Origin of the sequence: Rhodopseudomonas sp. WA056, assembly GCF_010906995.1 — a bacterium.
GTDB classification, from domain to species: domain Bacteria; phylum Pseudomonadota; class Alphaproteobacteria; order Rhizobiales; family Xanthobacteraceae; genus Rhodopseudomonas; species Rhodopseudomonas palustris_G.
In genome coordinates, this window is sequence record NZ_QPFS01000080.1 from 1 (window position 1) to 22,837 (window position 22,837).

At 62.4% G+C, this 22,837-nt stretch carries 26 protein-coding genes and 3 pseudogenes; 15 read left to right on the plus strand and 14 right to left on the minus strand.

Annotated features, from left to right (window positions below):
• From DU475_RS15705 to DU475_RS15720, 4 genes and pseudogenes are all read left to right on the plus strand, one after another.
• On the plus strand, positions 1-129 hold a 129-nt coding region (locus tag DU475_RS15705; RefSeq protein WP_164632648.1), incomplete at its 5' end, for a GMP synthase (glutamine-hydrolyzing).
• A 57-nt stretch (positions 130-186) separates the two neighbouring features.
• Complete coding sequence (locus DU475_RS15710) at positions 187-1,065, plus strand: hypothetical protein (protein ID WP_164632649.1); 879 nt, start codon at positions 187-189, stop codon at positions 1,063-1,065.
• Complete coding sequence (locus DU475_RS15715; protein WP_164632650.1) at positions 1,065-3,290, plus strand: UvrD-helicase domain-containing protein; 2,226 nt, start codon at positions 1,065-1,067, stop codon at positions 3,288-3,290. The genes DU475_RS15710 and DU475_RS15715 overlap by 1 nt, the downstream gene beginning before the upstream one ends.
• 35 nt (positions 3,291-3,325) lie before the next feature.
• Positions 3,326-3,688: pseudogene (locus DU475_RS15720) on the plus strand (GMP synthase (glutamine-hydrolyzing)); the annotation flags it as partial.
• Positions 3,689-3,737: 49 nt separating this feature from the next.
• Here DU475_RS15720 and DU475_RS15725 read toward each other — a convergent pair.
• From DU475_RS15725 to DU475_RS15740, 4 genes are read right to left on the minus strand one after another with little or no spacing between them, the layout of a single operon-like run.
• A complete protein-coding gene (locus tag DU475_RS15725; protein WP_349644197.1) occupies positions 3,738-4,577 on the minus strand; it encodes a protein NO VEIN domain-containing protein in 840 nt (279 codons plus the stop codon).
• A gap of 42 nt (positions 4,578-4,619) precedes the next feature.
• Entirely contained in the window at positions 4,620-5,045 is a 426-nt protein-coding gene (locus DU475_RS15730) for a type II toxin-antitoxin system VapC family toxin (RefSeq protein WP_164632651.1), read from the minus strand.
• Positions 5,045-5,287, minus strand: a complete 243-nt coding sequence (locus tag DU475_RS15735; protein ID WP_164632652.1) for a type II toxin-antitoxin system Phd/YefM family antitoxin — start codon at positions 5,285-5,287, stop codon at positions 5,045-5,047. The genes DU475_RS15730 and DU475_RS15735 overlap by 1 nt, the downstream gene beginning before the upstream one ends.
• Positions 5,288-5,313: 26 nt before the next feature.
• A complete protein-coding gene (locus DU475_RS15740) occupies positions 5,314-5,625 on the minus strand; it encodes a WCX domain-containing protein (protein WP_502706851.1) in 312 nt (103 codons plus the stop codon).
• A 173-nt stretch (positions 5,626-5,798) separates the two neighbouring features.
• Here DU475_RS15740 and DU475_RS15745 point away from each other — a divergent pair, with 173 nt between their 5' ends.
• Together DU475_RS15745 and DU475_RS24605 are read left to right on the plus strand one after the other, a co-directional pair.
• On the plus strand, positions 5,799-6,884 hold the full coding sequence (locus DU475_RS15745) for an RlpA-like double-psi beta-barrel domain-containing protein (RefSeq protein WP_246700334.1): 1,086 nt from the start codon (positions 5,799-5,801) through the stop codon (positions 6,882-6,884).
• Between the two features lie 64 nt (positions 6,885-6,948).
• Positions 6,949-7,131, plus strand: a complete 183-nt coding sequence (locus DU475_RS24605) for a hypothetical protein (protein ID WP_164632647.1) — start codon at positions 6,949-6,951, stop codon at positions 7,129-7,131.
• Here DU475_RS24605 and DU475_RS24610 read toward each other — a convergent pair.
• The 3 genes and pseudogenes from DU475_RS24610 to DU475_RS15760 form a co-directional block, all read right to left on the minus strand.
• A pseudogene (locus DU475_RS24610) lies at positions 7,095-7,292 on the minus strand (hypothetical protein); the annotation flags it as partial. The gene DU475_RS24605 and the pseudogene DU475_RS24610 overlap by 37 nt on opposite strands.
• A gap of 97 nt (positions 7,293-7,389) precedes the next feature.
• Positions 7,390-7,938 (minus strand): AAA family ATPase, encoded by a 549-nt coding sequence (locus DU475_RS15755; RefSeq protein ID WP_349644198.1) that lies wholly within the window; start codon positions 7,936-7,938, stop codon positions 7,390-7,392.
• A 187-nt stretch (positions 7,939-8,125) separates the two neighbouring features.
• Positions 8,126-8,917, minus strand: coding sequence for a phytanoyl-CoA dioxygenase family protein (locus DU475_RS15760; RefSeq protein WP_164632655.1), 792 nt, complete (start codon positions 8,915-8,917; stop codon positions 8,126-8,128).
• Between the two features lie 445 nt (positions 8,918-9,362).
• On the opposite strand from DU475_RS15760, the gene DU475_RS15765 reads away from it, so the two are divergent.
• Positions 9,363-9,806: a hypothetical protein gene (locus tag DU475_RS15765; RefSeq protein WP_164632656.1), complete on the plus strand. Its 444-nt coding sequence runs from the start codon at positions 9,363-9,365 to the stop codon at positions 9,804-9,806.
• On the opposite strand, the gene DU475_RS15770 is transcribed toward DU475_RS15765, so the two are convergent.
• Positions 9,796-10,776 carry a helix-turn-helix transcriptional regulator gene (locus tag DU475_RS15770; RefSeq protein ID WP_164601958.1) on the minus strand — a complete coding sequence of 327 codons (981 nt, stop codon included), beginning with the start codon at positions 10,774-10,776 and terminating at the stop codon, positions 9,796-9,798. The genes DU475_RS15765 and DU475_RS15770 overlap by 11 nt on opposite strands.
• A gap of 84 nt (positions 10,777-10,860) precedes the next feature.
• On the opposite strand from DU475_RS15770, the gene DU475_RS15775 reads away from it, so the two are divergent.
• On the plus strand, positions 10,861-11,505 hold the full coding sequence (locus DU475_RS15775; protein WP_164632657.1) for a glutathione S-transferase family protein: 645 nt from the start codon (positions 10,861-10,863) through the stop codon (positions 11,503-11,505).
• A gap of 118 nt (positions 11,506-11,623) precedes the next feature.
• Here the strand turns inward: DU475_RS15775 and DU475_RS15780 are convergent, their stop codons facing one another.
• Complete coding sequence (locus DU475_RS15780; RefSeq protein ID WP_164632658.1) at positions 11,624-12,727, minus strand: endonuclease/exonuclease/phosphatase family protein; 1,104 nt, start codon at positions 12,725-12,727, stop codon at positions 11,624-11,626.
• Between the two features lie 118 nt (positions 12,728-12,845).
• On the opposite strand from DU475_RS15780, the gene DU475_RS15785 reads away from it, so the two are divergent.
• Entirely contained in the window at positions 12,846-13,403 is a 558-nt protein-coding gene (locus DU475_RS15785) for a flavin reductase family protein (protein WP_164632659.1), read from the plus strand.
• Positions 13,404-13,419: 16 nt separating this feature from the next.
• On the opposite strand, the gene DU475_RS15790 is transcribed toward DU475_RS15785, so the two are convergent.
• From DU475_RS15790 to DU475_RS15805, 4 genes are all read right to left on the minus strand, one after another.
• A complete protein-coding gene (locus DU475_RS15790; RefSeq protein WP_047309941.1) occupies positions 13,420-13,809 on the minus strand; it encodes a type II toxin-antitoxin system VapC family toxin in 390 nt (129 codons plus the stop codon).
• Positions 13,796-14,074, minus strand: a complete 279-nt coding sequence (locus DU475_RS15795) for an AbrB/MazE/SpoVT family DNA-binding domain-containing protein (protein ID WP_107344174.1) — start codon at positions 14,072-14,074, stop codon at positions 13,796-13,798. Before DU475_RS15795 ends, DU475_RS15790 begins: the two co-directional genes overlap by 14 nt.
• Before the next feature lie 105 nt (positions 14,075-14,179).
• The gene (locus tag DU475_RS15800) at positions 14,180-15,982 is read right to left on the minus strand and encodes an NAD(P)/FAD-dependent oxidoreductase (RefSeq protein WP_164632660.1); all 1,803 of its coding nucleotides are present in this window, start codon (positions 15,980-15,982) and stop codon (positions 14,180-14,182) included.
• A 177-nt stretch (positions 15,983-16,159) separates the two neighbouring features.
• Positions 16,160-16,309: a glycine zipper domain-containing protein gene (locus DU475_RS15805; protein WP_013502935.1), complete on the minus strand. Its 150-nt coding sequence runs from the start codon at positions 16,307-16,309 to the stop codon at positions 16,160-16,162.
• A 225-nt stretch (positions 16,310-16,534) separates the two neighbouring features.
• Here DU475_RS15805 and DU475_RS15810 point away from each other — a divergent pair.
• Positions 16,535-16,874: pseudogene (locus DU475_RS15810) on the plus strand (arsenate reductase).
• Here the strand turns inward: DU475_RS15810 and DU475_RS15815 are convergent.
• Positions 16,840-18,354, minus strand: coding sequence for a pyruvate kinase (locus DU475_RS15815; protein ID WP_164632661.1), 1,515 nt, complete (start codon positions 18,352-18,354; stop codon positions 16,840-16,842). The pseudogene DU475_RS15810 and the gene DU475_RS15815 sit on opposite strands and share 35 nt — an antisense overlap.
• A gap of 216 nt (positions 18,355-18,570) precedes the next feature.
• On the opposite strand from DU475_RS15815, the gene DU475_RS15820 reads away from it, so the two are divergent.
• The 5 genes from DU475_RS15820 to DU475_RS15840 all read left to right on the plus strand — a co-directional run bounded on the left by DU475_RS15820 (position 18,571) and on the right by DU475_RS15840 (position 22,521).
• The gene (locus tag DU475_RS15820; protein WP_013502933.1) at positions 18,571-18,918 is read left to right on the plus strand and encodes an ArsC family reductase; all 348 of its coding nucleotides are present in this window, start codon (positions 18,571-18,573) and stop codon (positions 18,916-18,918) included.
• A gap of 220 nt (positions 18,919-19,138) precedes the next feature.
• The gene (locus tag DU475_RS15825; RefSeq protein ID WP_041807369.1) at positions 19,139-19,894 is read left to right on the plus strand and encodes an ABC transporter ATP-binding protein; all 756 of its coding nucleotides are present in this window, start codon (positions 19,139-19,141) and stop codon (positions 19,892-19,894) included.
• A complete protein-coding gene (locus DU475_RS15830) occupies positions 19,887-20,633 on the plus strand; it encodes an ABC transporter ATP-binding protein (protein WP_164632662.1) in 747 nt (248 codons plus the stop codon). Before DU475_RS15825 ends, DU475_RS15830 begins: the two co-directional genes overlap by 8 nt.
• 39 nt (positions 20,634-20,672) lie before the next feature.
• Entirely contained in the window at positions 20,673-21,548 is an 876-nt protein-coding gene (locus tag DU475_RS15835; protein WP_013502930.1) for a branched-chain amino acid ABC transporter permease, read from the plus strand.
• 1 nt (position 21,549) lies between these two features.
• A complete protein-coding gene (locus DU475_RS15840; RefSeq protein WP_013502929.1) occupies positions 21,550-22,521 on the plus strand; it encodes a branched-chain amino acid ABC transporter permease in 972 nt (323 codons plus the stop codon).
• Positions 22,522-22,837: the final 316 nt, after the last annotated feature.

The following is a 22,837-nucleotide window of genomic DNA, read 5'->3' on the forward strand; positions in this document are numbered from 1 at the left end:
GATTTCTATCAGTTCGAAATGTCCTTCCTCGGCGCCACCGCGACCCGGATCATCAACGAGGTCAAGGGCGTCAACCGGGTGGTGTACGACGTCACGTCGAAGCCGCCGGGGACGATTGAGTGGGAGTGATTCTATGCCTCGACGCTATTGATTGCTTAAAGTGGATGATCAAAATAGATACGATTAGTGGATTATTTATCTGACGGCTCAGTTATGGCGAGTGATTATATTCTAGGAATTAGCGATGATGAAGGCATCCGCCAAGGCGACGTGATACGGAGTTTGCCTGCCGGCAATGATGCCCAGGTGCGATATGGGTTTATCATCACTGCCGACTGCGACATTGCGCAAAACAAAGCTAGCGATCAATTTACGTGGCTTACTATCGTGCCTGCCGAACAGTATCTCGATCTTCATTGGGCTCCACAGCAGTTGCGACGGATTACCGAGAAGCAAACTCGCGTGGCGTGCGAAAAATTAAACGGAAGGATCACGCGGTTTAGCGCAGGGCTGACACCGCTGGACGCTATTTCTCTTCAGAAATGGCTAACAGAGGCAACTCCCGAGGCGATTGTTGCAGCAGTCGAATCGTCTGATCAAGAGCTGATTTCATTGCTTGCTTGTGTCAAGCTGGCTTTAGGTTACGGATCGTCAGGCTCGCGGCTGGCAGACTTGAGGCAGGCGTGGAGCTTGCTTGGTCGAAGCACCAGAGCGCAGCAGGCCGCGGTGAAAGAAGCTTTCGATTCTGAGCGCGGTTTTCCGGATTTCGTGCTCGTCCCTGAATTGCCCATGGCCAACGGGTATGGTTTCGTCATCTTACTGCGCTCAATTTCTACAATTCACTCAGAAGAGCTATTTCGTTCGGAGATCGATGCTCGCATCGTTGGTAAGCCCGACGCCTTCCATCGCATCGGACGATTTAGCGACGGTCTTCGGTTTCTAGTCGCTCAGAAGCTGGCGTTCCTGTTTTCGAGAATAGGCATGCCGACGGAGTTCGAGCTTGCTTGTGAGGCTGCTACCGAATTGCTGGTCGATTCCCTGAAAATCGATGCCGGAGGGCAATAATGCCAGTAGAGTTCCTCGTAGTTGATGAGTGTGCCTTGGGGATTCTAGATGCAGCGTTAATTGATGATTCGTGGTTTCAAGACTTTGAGATTCCGCCAAATACTGAGGGTCTGCGGCGAGTTAGGATCCGCGATGCTGTGTATCTCCTCTCTGCCAACGCGAGCCTCGAATCAGGGTCCGTCGTTGTAAAGACCGGGAGCGACGGCATCTTCAAAAGATTGGCGAAGCCTCGTTCCGCGTTCGAGCGAATAATGAGGGTTGGCTTAAGGCAATTTGATAGGAATATTGCTGTCCCGGTATCTTGGCAGCCCTATCATGAGGGCTCTCGTCTTTCAGTCTACGCTGAGCCATTTGGCAGGAAGATGCCACATAGGATTTATTTCGATCAAGCCCCCGGCGGAAGCGGTAATCTTTACGCATTCGCGGTAACGGAGACGCCGGAGCCTCTAAATAATGTGGCCATTGATCTCGTTGGATATGAGAGGGCGATTGAAGGTCTGCTGGACGCGTTGGTCGAAGAAGCCAGGCCGCAAAGGGCCGTCGGAAGCTTTGGGATTTTGTTGAGTGTACCCTTAGGGTTTCAATTGGCTGGAACTGGTACTCTGCAGGAGTGGTATGATCAAAAGCTTAGCGACGAGCAGCTTCGCTTTGTAGACCAGCCGCACGATCGGCCAGTCAGGTTGCGGGGCGCGGCTGGCACTGGAAAAACGCAGGCAATGGCAGTCAAGTGTTTGCGCGATCTGTACGCTGATGCGGACGCCGGAGGCGATAAGACATTTGCATTTTTGACTCATAGTGCTGCGTTAGCGCATGAAGTCGTCCGGGGAATGTTTTTTGCTCTAGACCAATCCGCTAGGTGGTTAGACTTGAAGACAGCCGCAGGACGTTCAAAATTGTGGATCGGTACGCTTTACGAATTGGCTCAAGAGCAGCTTAGCTATGAAAAGAAAGGTCTGAAGCCTCTCTCGCTGGACGGACGCGATGGACGCGAGTTACAGCGTCTTCTGATAGAAGATGCCATCGAGGAAGTACAAAAGAATCCGCGGACCGCATTAGGAGTGTTGCGAGAGTGCCCGGAATTTGCGGAGCGTATTGCTAACAAAGATCGGCGCTCCTCTTTAATTGAAGAATTGATGAACGAGTTTGCCTGCTCGTTGGATGCTGAGAACGTTCGCAAGGGGACGCCGGCTGCGGATAGGTATATCAATGGCAGTCGGGAGGGATGGCAGATGCTGCTGCCTTCTGTTGATGATCGGAAGGCGGTGTTAGAGATCTACGATTGTTATCAGGGGTATCTCAGAAAAGAGAGGCTTTTGAGTATGGATCAGATGGTGGCTGACTTTGGCCGCTATTTGACCACGCATGAGTGGAATCAGCTGCGCGATATTGTAGGGTTCGACCTAATTTTTGTGGATGAGTATCATTATTTTACGCGGGTCGAGGCGATGATTTTGCAGAATCTATTTGCTACCAAGGCGGAGCAGCGTGGTCGATGGCCCCTGATAATGGCTTACGATTTGAAGCAAAGTACAAATGATGCCGTGCTGGGCGGGGGGCTTGAGCGATTTCGAAATCCGGGCGTAGGAGAGTCTGTTCCGGTCGATCTCAAGCAGGTTCATCGTTCGACTCCGCAAATCGCATCGTTCTTGCGAGATTTAGATGCATCGTTTCCGGCAATTGATCTCGAAGGGGAATTTGTCACTTACGCCGGTAATTCAAGTAAGGCTGACGGCGATAGTCCGGTGGCTATCGAAATAGCGACAAATTTGAAGTTGATCGATTCTGTGCTTGATCGGGCCTTGAGTGTCGCTCGGACATTGACAGGAGGTGGTAGTCAAGTCGCGGTCTTGTGTATTAACGATGAGTTGTTTGACGATTACTGCAAAGCAGGGCGAACCAAGGACAAAATAGTTCCGGTGAGGGCGCGTGAAGATTTGAGGGAACTGCGCTATGCGCGGTCAAGGTGTGTCTTCAGTATGCCTGAATACGTCGCTGGGTTGCAGTTTGATACAGTGATCCTTGCTCATCTGGATCAGGTTGATCTTACTGGAGAGTATCTTAGCCAAGGTGCGAGGCGGCGGTATGTATCCCGTGTCTATTTGGGGGCAAGCCGCGCTTCGCGTCAGTTGTTGATCGCTTCTTCCTCTGAGCGCGGAGGGCTTAGCGAAATTCTTCGTGGCCCGGTCGCGAACGGAAGTTTGAAGGTGGACGCGTCTGGGCTCTGAGTGCTCGTCGGAAATGGCGGCCCTCGTGTGCTTTCCCCGGCCTCGCGATCCGCTGCCCCGGCGAGATCACCGAGGAGAAGCTCGAGATCCTGCGCAATGCGGATGCGGTGTATATCGACCAGATCCGGAAAGCGGGCCTCTACGACAAGATCTGGCAGGCCTTTGCCGTGCTGCTCCCGGTCCGCAGCGTCGGCGTGATGGGCGACGGCCGCACCTACGACTACGTCGTCGGCCTGCGCGCCGTAACCTCCACCGACGGCATGACCGCTGATTTCTATCAGTTCGAAATGTCCTTCCTCGGCGCCACCGCGACCCGGATCATCAACGAGGTCAAGGGCGTCAACCGGGTGGTGTACGACGTCACGTCGAAGCCGCCGGGGACGATTGAGTGGGAGTAGAGGGCTGTCCGACGCAGTTCGTCGTAGGGCCGGGTGGCCAAGGTAGGAGTCAGAGAAGACTCGCTTGATAGCTTGTCGCCATCAACGAGACATGCGCCTCCAAAGGCGGTCTCAACTCAAAGGCGGTCGGCCCGCGGGCGAAATTCCACAGTCGCACCAGCAGCCATTCGTCTCGATGCTCCTCGGCCACGGAGAGTTCGTTTCGTGTGATGTGAAACGGTGTACGCTCCCAACCGTTGGTCGTCTTGACCTCAATCAGTCGGTCGCGGCCTTCTGCATCGAAGCTCTTGATGTCGTAACCGGCGCCGTCGCCATCGATCTCCGACACCCATCGAACGCGCTCTGCAAGGTCGGTTCGTCCTGCGACGACGAGACTGGCTCGTTCATGGGCGATGACGCGTTCCTCGCCAGCGCGGCCGAGCACGCGATTTCGGGCATCGCGCTCGGCAACATTGTACTTCCGGGCAATGACCGCCATCTGCTCGAGTTCGTCGGGCGGCGGCGCATTGCTGTGCGTCGGGGGCGGGCCAATCCACAGCATCGCGTCCTGCCGGAATTCGGATGACGCCGGGCGCACGGTTGTCCTTGCGGCCGATGCGAGCCGATCCGGATAGCGTTCGAGCCATCGAACTACTGCGTCGGCCAACGAGGCTTGGAAATTGAAAGCGGGCTTGTAGCCGGGAATCCAAATCTCTCCCAGACCTTTGAGCACGGCGCTGATGTTCTGATGCTTGTATTCGATCGAGCCGCGGCCGCGCTCGATCTGCGCCTGCAGAAGGCGATTGTGTTCGGCCTTGCTGTAAGGCCGCCCGGCGACGTCGTCGAGAAGCATCGCGAAATAGTCCGCGACGACCGCGTCGTTCTGTACGTCGGTCCAGTCAGCGGCCACGACTGATTCCGCACCTGGCGATCACGTCGGCGATTGTTCCAATCATGTCAGCAAGCACACTGGGACGCCCAGCGAAGGACCAGCTTTGCTGAGTCGCTGATCCAGCGTGTGGACCGTCGCGCCGTGCTCAGATGCCACGGCGAGGTGGAGTGCATCGCCCCCGCGAAGGCCGAGCGTATGTTGGTCGACAAAGTTGGCCGCGGTTCTAAAATGCGTGCTCGTCACCTGGAGCACCGTGAGGCTCTCGGCAATCAGCTTGTTGAACACGGCGAGGATCGCGGCGCGTTGTTCGAGACTGATCTGATCGGCGCGTGCCTTGATTGCCATGGCCGAGGACATCTCGGTGATGGTCCAGTCGCTGACGAACAGCTCTGCTGCATCCTGCTCGGCCAACCAGTCCTGGATACGTGTTGTGGACGCTTCGTTGGAAAGCGCCGCGACGATCAGCGAGGTGTCGAGGTAGATCATTAGGAGCGGTCGCTGTCTCGCATCGATCGAACGAGATCGGCCGCGTTTCCGGACTGCGGAGGGATCTTCGCCGTGAGAGAGCGTAGCGATCCAGCATCGATCGGCTGGCGCGTCCTGGCGACCGGGGTGAGCCGGGCGACCGGCCTTCCCCGACGCGTGATGTCGATCGTCCCGCCGTTCTCGACGCGATCGACCAATTCGCTCAGATGCGCCTTCGCTTCAGCCAGACTGACCTCTTCCATCTTGCATCTCCTGACCACCTAGATGGTCATATAGCGTATTTTGGTCTTTCTCCCAAGAGAAGTCCCTTGGGGCAGAGAGTCGGGATCAGGCGCGCTGCTCGCGGGGCCAGCACTTCCGCCTCCGGCCCTAACCGCAGCAGTTCTCTGGTTGCTTGCCAGCACGTGATGTCGACCGGGATCTGCGCCACGCGCCAGCCGTGCGCGTCGGCGATATCGTCGAGTTGCGTGCGCGTCTTGGCGTAGGGCTGGCTCAGCGCGTTCAGCAGCTTGACGCCGAGCGGGGATAGCCGGACACGCGGGTGTAGCCCCCCGCGATCCTGCATTGCGCGATTGTGCATGCTACCGGCTTTCGCGCCTCGGTGCCGTTGATTCAGTCGCCACAAAGGCGACGTCGCACAGGCAGGCTTGCGGCTCGTCGCGGCAACCTCTCGCCGACACGAGCCGTAACCACCTGGCTCCCCGATTGCGCGGCGTCCTTCATTTCGCCGAAGTCTGTGTTAAGCGAAGCGCCTTGCAAGGCGAAGGGCTGATGCGCGGCATCTCGAACAGGGCGATTGGCGGGGCGGTCGCGATACTGGTCGCGCTCGCGAGTCCTAGTGCCGACGCGGCCGGCTGGGACACCGTGCACCGCTTCGTGCATCGGACCGGCAATTGCGGTTCCGGCAAGGAGGTTCTCGCCTCGCTGTACCGGATCGGAACGCGGACCAGCAGCGGCGAACCGATGCGACACGACACCCTCACGGCGGCGTCGCACGACTACCCGCTGGGAACCAGCGTCACGGTGGTCAATCCGGTGAACGGCCGCACCTGCCATATCCGCATCAACGATCGCGGACCGTACGGCAAGTCGCGCGAGACGGGGGTCAAGATCGACTTCGCGCCCGGCGCGGCGAAGTGCCTGGGCATGCGGGGCACGCAATACGTCTGCCTGCCGGGTGACGACGCCGTCGAACTGGCAGGCGTCCCGCAGATCCTCGACGGCGGCACGATCGCAATCAATGGCACGACAATCCGGTTGCAGGGCATCGACCCGCCGGACAGCGATCAGGTCTGCGTCGACGAAAAGGGGACGGGGTGGACGTGCGGCCTTGCGGCGCGCGATGAACTGATCAAGCGCTTCGGCGACAAGCCGTGGACCTGCCAGGTGGCCGGCCGCGACAAGGTCGGCCGGTCAATGGGCAGTTGTGCGGTCGGCACCGAGAGTGTCGCGGACTGGATCGTGCGCGCGGGGTGGGCGCTGGCGGTCGCGGGGTCTTTGCAGGCTTACGAGTCGTCGGAGGCGATCGCCCGCGAGGCGCAGGCGGGCCTCTGGTCGGGCGCATTCATCGCGCCTGCGCTCTGGCGCGATCGCAACCGTCGGACCCGGATCGTCGGGGCGGACAGGGCGCCGAGCTCCGCGACGGAGATCCTGCTCGGTGCCGCGACCACCGCCGACCCGCCATCTCCGGAATGCACCATCAAGGCGAGCTTCGGCTGGACCGGCAAGTGCACCACCCAGCGACCGGGTGGTCGCTCCTACGCCAAGCTCAAGATGGGGCCTGGCAAGCGTTGGTTCTGCAGCATCCAGGAAGCCGAGGCGGCGGGCTGCCGGCCGTAGCAAGCCCGCATCGGGGCGCGTGCATGCCGTGAGCCTGCGCGAGCGGACAGGCCGGTGCCGGGAGATGGAGTGCATCGCCGCCGCGAAGGCCGAGCGTGTGCTGGTCGACGAACTTGGCCGCAGTTCGGAAGTGCGCGCTCGTTACTACGAGGATAGTGAGGGTCTCTCCAACCAGCTTGTTGAAAGCCGCCAAGACAGCTGCGCGGTGGTCGGGGCTGATCTGGGCAGCGCGTGGCTTGATGGCTGAGGCAACCGGGAGGCCTCCGGCCCCTCTTCAGCTAGTCGGCTGGCAAGCGATCGAATGAGATCACGGTCGGCATCGCGGCCGAGAACCTCAAAGCGTACCAGGCCTCGCTCACTCAGGCGCGATCGATAGATTTGAATGGCCCGCTTCTGCGAATTGCCCACGGTCTCCTCCGGAGAGGTGTCCAGTAACATATCCAGCGCAATGGGTTCGGGCGAGGCGCGATGGACCGGGGCGCGTTCGTCGCGGGCCGCACCGCTTTTATCGTCTGTTGGCGATGTCTCGGCCCTTGCGTTCCGCCAGCGCCGCCAGCACGAAATCGGCGCGGGCTGCGGTGGAAATTTTAGGGAGCAGCACGACGTCGTGGCCCAGCGCGGGGTAGGTCGTGTTCAGGCGTTGATACTCGGCGACGGCCGCGTCGAAGCCGTGGCGGCGGTCGTCGTCGGTGACGTAGATCTCGGGCCAGGGCGGGGCCATGAACATGCGGCGGTGATAGCGGTGCGCCGTGGCCAGCGGGCGCAGCACCTCATCGCCGGTCAGGGCCTGCAGCGCCGCTGCCGCATCGATCAGGCCGCGGTCGAAGAAGGTCCAGCCGGTGTTCGCCGCCGCTGCCGCATGGTCGGCGATTGCCATCGCGATCGCGCGGCGCAGGAACGCGGCGAGATCGATCCACGGCAGCGCGGTGCCGCCGGCCGCCGTCTCCGCGGCGATGATGCGGCGGCCGGGCTCTTCGACCACGCGATGTCCTCTCGCCTTTAACTCGGCGAGCAGGCTGGATTTTCCGCCGCCGGAGCAGCCGGAGATCACCACAAGTCCACCGTTCAAACCTGACACTCCTGTGTTGCGGATTGACGCTGCGCGATGGAAGCGAAGTCCGCGGCGTGAGGAGCGCATCGAAGATCGCTGATCGGGTTGCTACGGCTCCCGAAGGGGTAAGGCCCGGTCCCTCGACGTCGCGTGTTTGGGCCCGCTACGTCGTGTCCCGGGCCCGTTCAGCTTACCCCATCATCCCGATCGCCTTGCGAATTGCGATCTGGACGGGTGAAGCTGGAAGTGACGGGTCGAACTCACCCTTTGGTAGCAGCGGGGGTTGAGCCAAGAAGCGCGGCTGAGACCCACGATGCGGTTGTGCCGAATGCACGAGGAAGGGATGGCAAAGATAGACCGTTCCTGCCTCGCCGGTGGCGAGCACCACATCGCAATTCTCGGTCGAAGCGAAGTTGTCGGCTGTGAATTCACCGAGGGTGAGGCCTCGGTCGCCATGCGGCAACAACTGCCTGGCTATCGGCAGATGTGAGCCACAGCGGATGCGGGTCGGCGCATCATTCTCTCCGATGTCCGAGAAGAGGAACAGCATCAGCAGAGCACGTCCGCTGCTCTTGACGTTGGCGCGCCATTGCAGGAAGTCGGGATGATCGGTCCCGAAGCTGACGTCGATGTGCCACCCCGTGTCGCCAGGATCGATCGCAGAGGGGAATCGGATGGGAAACGTCCCAAGCCCACTAGGCCTCAGCCAGCGTCCAGGACCCACCAGAGCGTCATATGCGCGGTGCAGGATCGGCGTGTTCGCGGCCTCAACAAACGGGCCGCCAGTCATGAAGCCAAGACGAACGACCGGCTGTTTCCAAGTCTCCGGTGCATCTGGCGAAAGGCCCATGGCGTTCCACAGTTGATCCCGCCCCAGACGAGCGAGTTCGTTATCGAAAGCACCTGCGAGCTTGAGATATCCGTGGTCGATGAAGTGCTCGATCTGAGCGGGGCTTAGATCGGAATGATATAGGTCCGACATTCAATAAATCTCCGCACGACCTCCACTCGGGAACGGCCGTTGATGATCCAGACGGCATAGAAGTGCCGCGACGACGAACGCCGTCAGATCAGCGGAAAGAATGTGGATTTGAACATCATTGCCCCGATAATTTAGCGATACGTGGCCTCACAGGCAAGACACACGGGCAGGCAGATCGATGCATGTCCGAGACCACAAAGCGCGGCGATCTGTACGTTTGTATTTGGTCGGCGTGGTCGCGATCGCGGTCCTCCGGTGCGGCAAAGATCGACCGGCACCCGGCAACAGTTTCCTGCATTCCGCGGAGCGCGATGCGCGCGTCATCGTCGGTTCGTTCGGAAACAACGAGAAATCATGCGGTTCCGGATGGCACGGCGGTTGCTTCGAGTCCGGCTGAGCGATCGGGTCGAAGAGACCAGTCGAGCGATGGGATCGAAGGTGCGCCATGAGCATTTCCGGCATCGGGTCGTCTGCTGCGGCCCAGAGCATCACCCCGTGGAGCAGCAGCGCCAAGAGCGCGTCGGCTGCACCGGCATCTGCCGGCGGCACGACGTCGTCGGCATCGGGCAGCGGCGGTGTACAGAAGACCGACTTCACTCAGATGACCCGCAAGGATCTGTTCGACTGGATCAACAGCAAGATCGCCAGCGGCGAGATGAGTTTCGACGAGAGTTCGACCTTCGTCAGCATGACGGTGAGCTTTCGCGAAGACGGCACGTCCTCGGGGCTGGACGACACGCAGCAGGTCGATTTCATGCAGGCGCTGAGAGACGGCATGGCACGGGCGCAGAAGACCAACGATTCAGAGCTGTTTGACCGGCTGCAAGCCGCACTCCGCACCATGCAGCGCTATCAGGGCGAAGTCCGCGGCGTCGACATCACGGCGTGAGCGCTTTTGCGTATCGCGCAGCCATGGCACGCGCCATCTCTGCGATCGTGTCACGTAGATCGGTGGGGTGCAGCACCTCGACCTCCGGACCGAGCCGGAGGAGTTCGGCTGCTGCGTGCCAGCAGGTTCTGCCAATCGGAATTCTTGCCGTGCGCCAGCCGTCGGCATCGGCGACATCGTCGAGCTGCGTCCGCGTTCTGACGTAAGGCTGGCTCAGCGCATTCAGCAGCTTCACGCCGATCGGCGACAGTCGGACTGTCGCCAGGTTGGGATGTAGTTCGGCCTCCATGCGTAGCGTCGCGCTCTGCCAGTAGGCGGCGAGATCGAAATCAGCCGGACGTTTGAAGCTGTCGTCGAGCGCCGTGCAGTCGAGCACGCGCGAGATCCGGTAGGTCCGGACGCTGCGATCCACCTGTCCGGCGAGATACCAGCTACCGCCCTTCAACACCAGGCCGAGCGGGGCGACGCGGCGGCGCTTCTGCCCACGCCAGCTCTCGTAGCGGATGTCGATCAGCGTGCCGCGCAGCACCGCGCCGGCGACGGCGCGCAGATGCGCGGGTTCTTCGGACTCGCCGAACCAGCCCGGCGCATCGAGATGAAAGCGCTCCTGCATCCGCGCTGCGTCGTCGCGCAAATTCGCCGGCAGTGCAGCCATCAGCTTGTTCTGTCCGGCAATCATCGCCGCATCGAGCCCGAGCGCTGCGGCGGGGCCGGGCAGGCCGGCGAGGAACAGCGCTCCGGCTTCGCTCTGCGACAGCCCGTTCAGCCGCACGCGATAGCCGTCGAGCAGCCGATAGCCGCCGTCCGCACCGCGGTCGGCATAGACCGGCACGCCCGACGCTGAGAGCGCGTCGATGTCGCGATAGATCGTCCGGACCGAGACTTCACAAGCCTCAGCCAGCTCCGGCGCGGTGGCGCGGCCCTTGGCCTGCAGGGTGGTGAGGATCGACAACATTCGGCTCGCTCGCATGAATCATTGAACCATACCTGACACAAGATGTCAGGTATGGGCTGCTACGACGGTCGCCTCGCAAGATGGCCGATGGAGACCGCCGTGACCGATCCGAACCGACTGACCCTGTTCTATTCGCCGCAAACCCGGGCAACCGGCGCGCGCGTGCTGCTGGAGGAATTGGGCGCGCCCTACGACCTCCATGTCCTCAACATGAAGGCCGGCGAGCAGCGCCAGCCGGCATATCTCGCGGTCAATCCACTCGGCAAGGTGCCGGCGATCCGCTCCGGCGACGCGCTGGTGACCGAGCAGGTCGCCATCACGATCTATCTCGCTGATCTGTTTCCGCAGGCGGGCCTCGCGCCGACGCTGGATGATCCGCTGCGTGGCCCTTACTTGCGCTGGATTGCGTATTACGGCTCCTCCTTCGAACCGGCGGTCGTGGACAGGTTCATGCAACGCGAGCCAGCGCCCATTACGATGTCGCCCTATGCCGACTACGACACGATGCTCGGTGCCCTCGAAGCTCAACTCGGGCGCGGGCCGTATCTGCTCGGCGACCGCTTTACCGCCGCAGACGTGCTGTGGGGGATGGCGCTCGACTGGACGATGAATTTCGGCCTGGTGCCGAAGACAGACATCTTCGTGCGCTACGCCGAGAGCATCACGGCGCGGCCCGCGTTTCAGCGCGTCAACGCTGCCGATGCCGAGATGGCGGCGCAGCATGCCGCCGCGGCAGGTGCCTGAACCGGCATGATGGTTTGGAAACCGGCGACGGCGGACACCGCCGCGCGGATCAGTGCCTTCATCGCGCGTAACCCAACGCGCGATGATCCGCAATCCGCGTCAGGACCGGATGCTCTATCTAAATGTCCAGCTCGGCCCAGATCGCCGCGTGATCGGATGCCGCCTCGGCTTGCTTTGTGATCTCCGGATAGTGCGGGAACAGTTTTCCGTTCTTTCCGCCCCACACCCCCTTCCTGAAGATCCCACCGGCCGTCGCCTTGTCGAACAGCGCGGGCGACAGCAGGATGTAGTCGATCTTATTGGATGCCGTACCGTTCTTGTAGGTGCCCGGTCGGCCGTCATCGTCGAATCCCGGGATTTCGCTGATGTCCTTGAGGCCGGTCTGATGGAACAGCGGGCTGATTGGATCACTGTCGGGGGTGTCGTTGAAGTCGCCGATGATGGCGATATAGTCGTGTTGCTGCCGGATCTGCCGATAGATCGTCGCGACCCGTGACGCTTGGCGTTTGCGCTTCGCGTTCGAGCTGGCGAAGCTGCCGAATCCCTTGCTCTTGAAATGATTGATCAGCACGATCAGACGGTTGCCGTTGGCAGTAGATACTTCGTACTGCGCACAGTCGCGGCTGAAGATCGTGCCGTCCTCGTCGGCGTCGTCGACATGACTGACGATCGAGAGAATATCGAACTTGTTGCGCGTCATCAGTCCGACGTCGATGCCGCGTTCGTCGTTGCCGTCGACGAGCATGATGTGATCGTAGGGTTTTCCGGCGACTGCGGGCAGGACATAGTTGGAAAAACGCACGAGCGCCGGCCGGCTTTCAGCCTCGACCACGCCGAGGACGTCGGCATCGATGTCGACGATGACCCGCGCGGTGTTGCGGGTCGCGCTCTCATTGACCTGCTCGACGACGAGATCGACCCAACCGATCCAGTCGCTCCGTCCGTCGGCGACAACGGTGATCTCGCCGCCGCTCCGCTTGACCAGATGGCCGCGGTTCTGGCGCAGAATAGCGAATTTGCTGTCGTCGGACTTCTTCAGGCCGAGCTGGTCGAGCAGTTCGATGATCTTCGATTTGTCGGCGGCGGTATAGCGTTGCTTGCCGAGGATGCGATTGATGTCGGCCTGAGCCTTCAGGATCTCACGCCCTTCTGCGAAGGTTTCGTTGTTGAGGGCGCGGGCGCGCAAAAACAGGTTCTCGACGTTGAACGAGGCGAGCTTCATCGCAATCACTCCGTCAAGAATTTGTCATGATACAAATGAATGGCAGTCGATCTGGAGAGTGACCGCAAAGTCCGATTTTGCCAACTCACATTCTGGCGGTCGACGGGGAAAGAGCCGCATGCGCCGTATCGCAAAATCCGACTTCCCGGTCTCCGACGTGCGCCGCTATCTTGAGCCCGGGCCGATCGTGCTGGTATCGTCGCAGTGGAAGGGCGAGCGCAACATCATGACGCTCGGCTGGCACGTCCTGCTCGAATTCACCCCGTCGCTGATCGGCCTGATGATCTCCAGCGGCAACCACTCGTTCGAGATGATCCGCAGCTCCGGCGAATGCGTGGTCAGTCTGCCGACCACCGCGCTGACCGATATCATCGTCGGCATCGGCAACACCTCGGGTGCCGAGATCGACAAATTCGCGCAGTTCGGGCTGACGGCGGAGAAGGCGTCGGCGGTCGCCGCGCCGCTGATCGCCGAATGCCACGCCGCGTTCGAATGCCGGCTGCACGACGATGCACTGGTCGATAAGTACAACTTCTTCATCTTCGAAGTGGTGAAGGCGCACGTCGCGCCCCGGCCGAAGCATCCGCAGACGCTGCACTACACCGGCGATGGCGTGTTCATGGTCGCCGGCAAGACCATCAGCCGCAAGTCGCTGTTCCGACCGGGGATGCTGTGAGTGCGGGCGGTGCCAGTCAGGGCGCCGAAACGTTTGTGAGACCAGCTGCCTTGGCGGCGCGGATTAACCGTTGATCGAAGGTGACGAAGCCATCGCAGGCTTCCGCGCAGCCGAGATGCAGGGCATCGGCGAAATCCAGGCCGGCCTCGACGCGGTCGAGAGCGGCGGCGACCAGCGCTGGGTCCTCAAGCGTGACGCTGGGCAATCCGGCGAAGCTGCGGAGGGCGTGACATACCGCGGAACCATCGAACCCGTAGGCGCTGCGCAGCACCCATTCTGTCTCGAGCATCACGGTCGTGGCGACGAAGACGTCCTCGCCGTCGATGGTGGCGCGGGCTCGGGCGGATTGCATCGGATGATCACCGGTCAGATACCGGACGATCAGATTGGTATCAATCGCGCGCATGACGACGCCGTGCTTCCGCGGCAACCGCGGCGGCCATGTCGTCCAGCGACTTCGGTGGCCCGTCGAAGCGCAGCGAGGCGTAAACCTGGTCCGGCCGGGTCGAAGCGAACAGCGGAGCAGGGCGCAGCAGCACGCCGTCAGGCGTCTCTTCGACGGTCAGTCGGGTGCCGGCCGGCCACTGCCGGCGCTGCCGGATCGCCTTGGGCAGGATGACCTGCCCCTTGGTCGAGACTGTCGTCGTCAGCTTGTCGGCCGGTACTGCCATTGGTCGTGCCCTGTAAGACGAACGTAAGATAGGGCGGGCTTTGCCGGTCGACAAGCCAGATCGATGCCGGAGGGGGGCCGTAGCCGCTCCCTGTGCGGTGGTCGATCAACCCAGGTGATGCACCTGTTGCAGGCCGTAGACCGGGGTCGGGAGGCCTTCCATCCGGGCTTTGAGCTGCAGCGCCAGGAACTGCGAGTAGTGGCGCGACTGGTGCAGGTTGCCGCCGTGAAACCACAGCCCTTCCTGCTGGGTCGGCTTCCACATGTTGCGCTGCTCGCCCTCCCACGGGCCGGGGTCTTTGCGGGTGTTGGAGCCGAGGCCCCAGACCTTGCCGACCTTGTCGGCGACGTCCTTCGAGATCAGGTCCGCGGCCCAGCCGTTCATCGAACCGTAGCCGGTGGCGTAAACGACGAGGTCGGCCGGCAGCTCGGTGCCGTCGCTGAGGACCACCGCGTCCTCGGTGAGCCGCGCGACGTCGACGCCGCTCTTCAGCTTGATGCGGCCGTCGGCGACCAGTTCGGAAGCGCCGACGTCGATGTAATAGCCCGAGCCGCGGCGCAGATACTTCATGAACAGGCCGGAATCGTCATCGCCGTAGTCGAGCATGAAGCCGGCGGCATCCAGCCGCTTGTAGAATTCGGCGTCGCGCTCGCGGATCGCGTTGTAGATCGGAATCTGGAATTCGTGCAGGATCTTGTAGGGCAGCGATGCGAAGATCAGGTCGGCCTTGGCGGTGGTGATGCCGTTCTGTACCGCCTGCTCGGAGTAGAGCCCGGCGAGCCCGAGTTCCATCAGCGAGTTCGACTTGACGATGTGGGTCGACGAGCGCTGCACCATGGTGACGTCGGCGCCGGCCTCCCAGAGTGCCGCGCAGATGTCGTGCGCCGAATTGTTCGAGCCGATCACCACGGCTTTCTTCCCCTTCCACGCATCCGGCCCGGGATGCTGCGAGGAGTGGTGCTGATCGCCCTTGAACACGTCCATGCCCTCGAAGGTCGGCATGTTCGGCTTGGCCGACATCCCGGTGGCGAGCACCAGTTGCTTCGGCGTCAGCGTGATCTCCTGGCCGTCGCGCTCGACCACCACGGTCCATTCCTTGGCGGCTTCATCGTAGGAGGCGCGCTTGCAGACGGTGGAGCCCCAGTAGTTCAGCTCCATCACCTTGGTGTACATCTCCAGCCAGTCACCGATCTTGTCTTTCGGCGCGAACACCGGCCAGTTCGGCGGGAACGGCAGATAGGGCAGGTGGTCGTACCAGACGGGATCGTGCAGGCAGAGCGACTTGTAGCGCTTGCGCCAGCTATCGCCCGGGCGCTCGTTCTTCTCGACGATGATGGTCGGCACGCCGAGCTGGCGCAGCCGCGCGCCGAGCGCGACGCCGCCCTGGCCGCCGCCGATAATCACGCAATAAGGCTGGCGGGTGATGCCGAGCTCGGCGGCCTCGGCGTCGCGCTCTTCCTTCCAGGTTTTGCGGCTCGGATCGGCGCCGTGCTTGACGCCCATCGGGCGCTGAAAGCCTTGCGGCTCTTCGAATCCCTTCAGTTCGGCCATGGTGGTGAGCAGCGTCCAGATCCGGCCGTCCTTGATGCGGAGATGGCCGACGCCGCGGGCGAGCGCGGTGTCGAACTGGATGAAGCACTCGACGATGCCATCGGTCTCGGCGGCGTCCTCGCCGTCGGCGATCCGCCAATGCGACGGCTTGGTATCGGCCAGCCGCGCGCCCAGCATGTCGCGGACCTGATCCTTGCCTTCCATGGTCTTGATGTTCCAGGTGAAGGCGATCAGGTCGCGCCAGTAGCAGTCGGTTTGAAACAGATCGACCGCGCGGTCGATGTCGACGGCACTCAGCGCATCGTCGAGTTGTCCGAGGAGCGTCGTGACTTTGCCGTTCGGCGCGGTGTCGAGCATGTGGGATCCTCCCGTTCTTTGTTGTTGCGACGCCTTGATGCGTTCTTGTTGTGGGACGATCCTAACATCGCGAGTTCGGGAGGCGAGGCCGAAGCAAAGCTGGTGTTGAAGTTGTGATCGGGGGGAGATTGCCGCATCGCACAACGGAAACAGCGCCAAGGACGACGCCACGTGGTCTCAGCTTTCGTCGCGCCGGTCGCGGCGAATCCATCCGATGGCGATCGCCAGCGCGAGGCCGATCCCGATCCCGGCCACGACATTGTCGAGGGCGATGCCTACTCCAACTCCCAAAGCCACGCCGATCGCAATCTGCATTGCATTGATCATGCTGGGCTCCGATCGATTTGGGCTCGGATTGAAAAAGTCTGGGTTGTCGGGCGGTGGCATGGCGCGCGGCTTGTGAGGTCAACCCGGTTTTCGAGCCACTGTTCCCTCGGACCCAATCCCCGATCCGCGCGATGATGATCAGCATTCCCTTAGGCAACTCGATTGGCGGTCGTAGGCGATGGCGCGCTGGCCGCGGTCGAGCAACAAGAGATCCGGGTGTCCATCATGCTCTACGGCATCAAGAGCTGCGACACGGTGAAGAAGGCGCGGGCGTGGCTCGACGACGAGGGCGTCGCTTACGCCTTTCAGGAGTACAAGACCGCCGGAATCGAGACTGCGACGCTGAAGCGCTGGGCCAAGCAGGTCGGCTGCGAGACCTTGCTCAACCGCGTGGGCCCCACCTTTCGACAAATTCTCGGATGCCGACCAGGAAGGGCTCACCGAAGCCAAAGCGATCGCGCTGATGGCGCCGCAGCCTTCGATGATCGAGCGGCCGGTGCTCGAGAAGGACGGCGAAGCTCTGGTTGGCTTCAGGCCGGAGCTTTATGCCGAGGCGCTGCGTTAGCAGGGGGCCAACTGCGCAGTGCGCGTAGTTGCGGCGTCTTTTTGCGCTGATGATCGGCCATTCGGCCGAGTAACGTATCGAGCTCGGTGATCGCCTTGAACAGGTACGGCCCCTTGTTCAGCATCACGCATTCGGCGCGCGCCGCCATCGCGGCGTCGGTCATCTCGCCGCGCGAGGGCGTGCCCTTCTTCACCAGATGTTCGAGCACCTGGGTGGCCCAGATCACCGGGACGTGGGCGGCTTCGCCGATCCACAGGATCTCTTCCTGCATTTCTGCCAGCCGTGCGAAGCCGATCTCGACCGCAAGGTCGCCGCGCGCGATCATGATCGCGGTCGGCTGCCGGCCGGCGGCCTGGACCAGAATGTCCGGCAGGTGGGCGACCGCGTCCGGCGTCTCGATCTTCAGCACCAGCGACAGCTTGTGCCAATCGTCGGGCCGGCGTTCGGCGAGCGCGGCCTGCAGCATCTTGACGTCGCCGACCGACTGCACGAACGAGAACTCGACGCCGTCGGCGTGGGCAGCGACGAAATCGAGGTCGGCGCGGTCCTTGGCGGTCAGCGCCGGGATGTCGAGCGGTGTATCCGGGAAGTTAAGGCCTTTCTCCGGCTTCAGCCGCAGGCCGTTGTCGGCGGTGGCGGTGACGCGCCCGATCAGGCCCCACGCGGTCTTGCGCTCGATCCGGACGCACAGCTTGCCGTCATCGACGAACACCCGGGCGCCGACGGCGGCGCGCGCCAGTGGATCGGGCAGGGTGCATTCCACCGCGAAGTGCTCTTCATCGAGGTCGATGCGGTCGAGCTGGCCTTGTGCCACGATCGCCAAAAGATCGCCGGTGACGATGCGTTCGCGCCCCTCCGGAGCGCGCGCGGCGCCGGTGCGGATCTTCGGCCCGGCGATGTCCATCAGCACCTTCATCCGGCGGCCGGAGGCTTCCTCGGCGACGTGGAGGTGATTGATCATCCGCTGCCAGGCTGCCGCGTCGTCATGGGCGCAGTTGATCCGCACCGCCTCGACCCCGCGCTCGGCGAGCCGCAGCATGAAAGTGGGATCGTCGGCCGCCTCGCTCGGGCAGGTGACCAGCAGGGCGGAACGGCGGGCGCCGGACAGCGGCCCGAACATCTCGGCGCTGCGGCTGGCGAGATCGTGCTCGCCGGCGAAGAACTGCTTTGTCGACGGCCGTAGCATCTCCGGCTCGCCCGCCAGCGTCGCTAGGGTGGCGCGAACAGCGAGCAGCGTCGGCATCACTCGACTTTCCAGCCGGCCGAGCGAGGACAATCCCAGCGCCATCAGGGCGTGCTGCAGCGGGCGCAGATCGTGGTGACGCAGCGCCAGATAATGGGCGAGGTTGGCGGCGCTGGGGCCGAAGCCGGGGCGATGGATCTGATCCGCCCAGCCGGCCAGCCGCTCGCGGCTGCCCTCGTCGATCTCCGTGATCAGCGTGTCGAGCTTGTGCTTGAGGCGGAGGATTTCAGTCGACATCGCAGGCACTCACACGTTTGGGCGGCATAGAGAACCGCATTCCACCCGCTCTAGGATCGCTGGATGAAGCCCATGTGACAGGCACCGTTCCGCAGCCTCAGACTTTCTTCCCAGCTTCTTTCGCGGGTTCACGCACAGCGCGGCCATCGCGCTTGACGGCTGGGGGGTGGTAGCCTGAATGCGAGTCGATTGCTTTCAATCTTGCGGAGCCTGCGCGTGCCCACTACCCTCTATGGCATCAAGAACTGCGACACGATGAAGAAGGCGCGGGCCTGGCTCGACGGTCATGGCGTCAGCTATACGTTCCACGACTACAAGACCGCAGGCATAAATCAGGCGCATCTGGCGCGCTGGGCCGGGCAGGTCGGCTGGGAGACGTTACTCAACCGCGCCGGCGCCACCTTCCGCAAACTGCCCGACGCGGACAAAGAGGGGCTGACCGAAGCCAAGGCGATCGCACTGATGCTGGCGCAGCCGTCGATGATCAAGCGCCCGGTGCTTGAGCACGGCCGCAAGCTGCTGGTCGGCTTCCGGCCGGAGGCTTACGCGGAGGAATTCGAATGATACTGATCACCGGTCGGCCGAGTGCCGGCCGGAGTTTCCCCCAGGTCCGACCGCCCGCAAACGCTGCCCAGCTTTGCATCTTGCACAAGGCTCGCGAATAGCGGCATAGTCGGGCCAGAAAGACGGGCCGGGCGCCAACGGCGCTCCGAGCACCGGCTCCAAAAAAGAAGACATCGGACGTCTGCGCCGGCACCGCATGCGTTCGATGGGGGGAAGCTGCTTGGCCGATGACATCATTCTCGAAACCAACGGGTTGACCAAGGAATTCGCCGGCTTCTTTGCCGTGCGGGACGTCAATCTGCGGGTCCGCCGTGGGCACATCCATGCGTTGATCGGCCCCAACGGGGCCGGCAAGACGACGTGTTTCAATCTGCTTACCAAGTTCCTGCGGCCGTCCGCGGGACAGATTCTGTACAACGGGCAGGACATTACCGCGCTGGCGCCGGCCGACGTGGCGCGGCTGGGGCTGGTCCGCTCGTTCCAGATCTCGGCGGTGTTCCCGCATCTGACCGCGCTGGAGAACGTCCGTGTCGCGCTGCAACGCCAGCACGGCTCGTCGTTCGATTTCTGGCGCTCCAAGAGCGTGCTCGACAAGTACAACGAGCGCGCGCGCGAGCTGCTCGACGACGTCGGACTGTCCGAGTTCGCTGCGACCCCGGCGGTCGAAATGCCCTACGGCCGCAAGCGGGCGCTGGAGATCGCCACCACGCTGGCGCTCGATCCGGAGATGATGCTGCTTGACGAGCCGATGGCCGGCATGGGCCACGAGGACATCGACAAGATCGCGGCACTGATCAAGCGGATCTCGGCCAAGTACACGATCCTGATGGTCGAGCACAATTTGAGCGTGGTCGCCAACCTTTCGGACGTCATCACCGTGCTGACCCGCGGCCAGGTGCTGGCGGAAGGGCACTATACCGAGCTGACGCAGGACCAGCGGGTCAAGGAAGCCTATCTCGGAGCGGGCCATGGTTGAGGCGACGACATTGCAGCGGCCGGCTTCGTCGGCTGCGGGAGCGGCGCTTTTGAGCGTGCGCGATCTGCAGGCGTGGTACGGCGAATCCCACATCCTGCACGGCATGAATTTCGACGTCCGCGAAGGCGAGGTGGTGACGCTGCTCGGGCGCAACGGCGCCGGCAAGACCACCACGCTGAAGGCGGTGATGGGGATCGTCGGCAAGCGTAGTGGAACCATTATCTTCGACGGCACCGACATCAGCCGGGCCTCGTCCGACAAGATCGCCCGCCGCGGCATCGCGTTCTGCCCCGAGGAGCGCGGAATCTTCGCCAGCCTCGACGTCCGCGAGAACCTGATGCTGCCGCCGCAGGTCCGCCCCGGAGGGCTGTCGCTCGATCAGATTTTCGAACTGTTCCCGAACCTGCGCGAGCGGCTGAAGAGTCAGGGCACCAAGCTGTCTGGCGGCGAGCAGCAGATGCTGGCGATCGCTCGCATCCTGCGCACCGGGGCGCGGTTCCTGATGCTGGACGAGCCGACCGAAGGTCTGGCGCCGGTGATCATCCAGCAGATCGGCGCCACCATCGCGCGGCTGAAGAAGCAGGGCTTCACCATCCTGTTGGTGGAGCAGAACTTCCGCTTCGCAGCCACGGTGGCGGATCGCTACTACGTGGTCGAGCACGGCAAGATCATCGACGGCTTCGCCAATTCCGAGCTCGAAGCCAACATGGACAAGCTTCACACCTATCTCGGCGTCTGACGCCGGGGCCATTGGAATCCACGAAAGACTGAGAGCAAGATGGATATCAACGTCCCCGCTCTGTTGGCGCAGCTTCTGGTCGGCCTGATCAACGGCTCGTTCTATGCGCTGCTCAGCCTCGGCCTCGCCGTGATCTTCGGCATGCTCAACATCATCAACTTCGCGCACGGCGCGTTGTATATGATGGGTGCGTTTTGCGCCTATTTCCTGCTGAATCTGCTCGGCCTGAACTATTGGTGGGCGCTGATTCTGTCGCCGATCATCGTCGGTCTGTTCGGCATGGTGATGGAACGCACGCTGCTGCAATGGCTGTCGGGCCTCGATCACCTCTACGGCCTGTTGCTCACCTTCGGCGTCGCGCTGATCATCCAGGGCGTGTTCCAGAACTATTTCGGTTCTTCCGGGCTGCCTTATGCGATCCCCGAACAGCTTCGCGGCGCGATCAATCTCGGCTTCATGTATCTGCCGGTGTATCGCGGCTGGGTGGTGGTGTTCTCGCTTGTGGTGTGCCTGCTCACCTGGTTCATGATCGAGCGCACCCGGCTCGGCGCGTACTTGCGCGCCGCCACCGAGAACCCGACCCTGGTGCGAGCGTTCGGCATCAATGTGCCGCGGATGATCACGCTGACCTACGGCCTCGGCGTCGGGCTGGCGGCACTCGCCGGCGTGCTGTCGGCACCGATCAACCAGGTCCGGCCGCTGATGGGTGCCGACCTGATCATCGTGGTGTTCGCCGTGGTGGTGATCGGCGGCATGGGCTCGATCATGGGCTCGATCATCACCGGCTTTGCCCTCGGCGTGATCGAGGGCCTGACCAAATATTTCTACCCCGAGGCCTCCAACACCGTTGTGTTCGTGCTGATGGTGCTGGTGCTGCTGGTGAAACCCTCGGGCCTCACGGGACGGGCAACCTGACATGACCTCGATTACGCAGAATTCCGTCCCGACGACGACCCGCCGCCCGGTGCGCGACGAGATGATCGCATTCGGCATCATGACGGTGGTGCTCGCCGTGGTGCCGTTCACCGGGGTGTATCCGTTCTTCGTGATGCAGGGGTTGTGCTTCGCGCTGCTCGCATGTGCCTTCAATCTGCTGATCGGCTATGGCGGGCTGCTGTCGTTCGGCCACGCGATGTTCCTCGGCACCGCTGGCTATGTCAGCGGCCACGCACTCAAGGTGTGGGGGCTGCCGCCGGAACTGGCGATCGTGGTTGGGACCGGGGCGTCATTCTGTCTCGCGGTTGTCACCGGCCTGATCGCGATCCGTCGCCAGGGCATCTATTTTGCGATGATCACCCTGGCACTGTCGCAGCTCCTCTATTTCATCTATCTGCAAGCGCCGTTCACCCACGGCGAGGACGGCATTCAGGGCATCCCGCAAGGCAAGCTGTTCGGCTTCATCGATCTGTCGAACGCCACCACGCTGTATTTCGTGGTGCTGGCCGGTTTCCTGCTCGGCTTCCTGATCATCTACCGGGCGATCAACTCGCCGTTCGGCGAGGTGCTGAAAGCGATCCGCGAGAACGAACCGCGCGCGATCTCGCTCGGCTACAAGACCGACCAGTACAAACTGCTGGCCTTCATCCTCTCGGGCACGCTGGCGGGCTTCGCCGGTTCGCTGAAGGTGTTCGTGGCGCAGAACGCATCGTTGACCGACGTGCACTGGACGATGTCCGGCGAGATCGTGTTGATGACTCTGGTCGGCGGGCTCGGCACCATCTTCGGCCCGGTTGTCGGCGCCTTCGTGATCATCGCGATGCAGCAATATCTCGCCGGCTTCGGCCAGTGGGTCACGGTGATCCAGGGCGTGATCTTCGTCGCCTGCGTGCTGACGTTCCGCCGCGGCATCGTCGGCGAGATCGGGCATCTGTTCAAACGGTCGCTGTAGCGGCGAGGGCGCGGGCCGCGGCGTCCAGAAAAGGCGAGGGCCGCGGCGAGCTGCACTTCGCTTCCCCGAACGGCGACCTGTCCAAATGAAAAACCGCCGGGTGGCTGGGCCACTCGGCGGTTTTCTGCTTTGACGGTCTGATCCCGCCGGCGCTCCTTATTTCGGCGGCGGCTCGGGCCGCGCCGTGTGCTCCAGCGGCAATTCGGCTTCGCTCTCCGCGTGGTGATCTCGCCGCAGATGCACCGCCTTCTTCCGAGGCCGGGAATGTTCGACCGCGTCGGTCATCAGCTTCTCGACGTCCGCGCTGTATTTCGGC

Excerpts from the sequence above, each read along its gene's own strand:
- DU475_RS15715 (WP_164632650.1), top strand. The coding sequence starts at position 1,065 with ATGCCAGTAGAGTTCCTCGTAGTTGATGAGTGTGCCTTGGGGATTCTA.
- DU475_RS15730 (WP_164632651.1), bottom strand. The coding sequence starts at position 5,045 with ATGATCTACCTCGACACCTCGCTGATCGTCGCGGCGCTTTCCAACGAA.
- DU475_RS15735 (WP_164632652.1), bottom strand. The coding sequence starts at position 5,287 with ATGGAAGAGGTCAGTCTGGCTGAAGCGAAGGCGCATCTGAGCGAATTG.
- DU475_RS15740 (WP_502706851.1), bottom strand. The coding sequence starts at position 5,625 with ATGCACAATCGCGCAATGCAGGATCGCGGGGGGCTACACCCGCGTGTC.
- DU475_RS24605 (WP_164632647.1), top strand. The coding sequence starts at position 6,949 with ATGGAGTGCATCGCCGCCGCGAAGGCCGAGCGTGTGCTGGTCGACGAA.
- DU475_RS15760 (WP_164632655.1), bottom strand. The coding sequence starts at position 8,917 with ATGTCGGACCTATATCATTCCGATCTAAGCCCCGCTCAGATCGAGCAC.
- DU475_RS15765 (WP_164632656.1), top strand. The coding sequence starts at position 9,363 with ATGAGCATTTCCGGCATCGGGTCGTCTGCTGCGGCCCAGAGCATCACC.
- DU475_RS15770 (WP_164601958.1), bottom strand. The coding sequence starts at position 10,776 with ATGCGAGCGAGCCGAATGTTGTCGATCCTCACCACCCTGCAGGCCAAG.
- DU475_RS15780 (WP_164632658.1), bottom strand. The coding sequence starts at position 12,727 with ATGAAGCTCGCCTCGTTCAACGTCGAGAACCTGTTTTTGCGCGCCCGC.
- DU475_RS15785 (WP_164632659.1), top strand. The coding sequence starts at position 12,846 with ATGCGCCGTATCGCAAAATCCGACTTCCCGGTCTCCGACGTGCGCCGC.
- DU475_RS15790 (WP_047309941.1), bottom strand. The coding sequence starts at position 13,809 with ATGCGCGCGATTGATACCAATCTGATCGTCCGGTATCTGACCGGTGAT.
- DU475_RS15795 (WP_107344174.1), bottom strand. The coding sequence starts at position 14,074 with ATGGCAGTACCGGCCGACAAGCTGACGACGACAGTCTCGACCAAGGGG.
- DU475_RS15800 (WP_164632660.1), bottom strand. The coding sequence starts at position 15,982 with ATGCTCGACACCGCGCCGAACGGCAAAGTCACGACGCTCCTCGGACAA.
- DU475_RS15805 (WP_013502935.1), bottom strand. The coding sequence starts at position 16,309 with ATGATCAATGCAATGCAGATTGCGATCGGCGTGGCTTTGGGAGTTGGA.
- DU475_RS15815 (WP_164632661.1), bottom strand. The coding sequence starts at position 18,354 with ATGTCGACTGAAATCCTCCGCCTCAAGCACAAGCTCGACACGCTGATC.
- DU475_RS15830 (WP_164632662.1), top strand. The coding sequence starts at position 19,887 with ATGGTTGAGGCGACGACATTGCAGCGGCCGGCTTCGTCGGCTGCGGGA.
- DU475_RS15835 (WP_013502930.1), top strand. The coding sequence starts at position 20,673 with ATGGATATCAACGTCCCCGCTCTGTTGGCGCAGCTTCTGGTCGGCCTG.
- DU475_RS15840 (WP_013502929.1), top strand. The coding sequence starts at position 21,550 with ATGACCTCGATTACGCAGAATTCCGTCCCGACGACGACCCGCCGCCCG.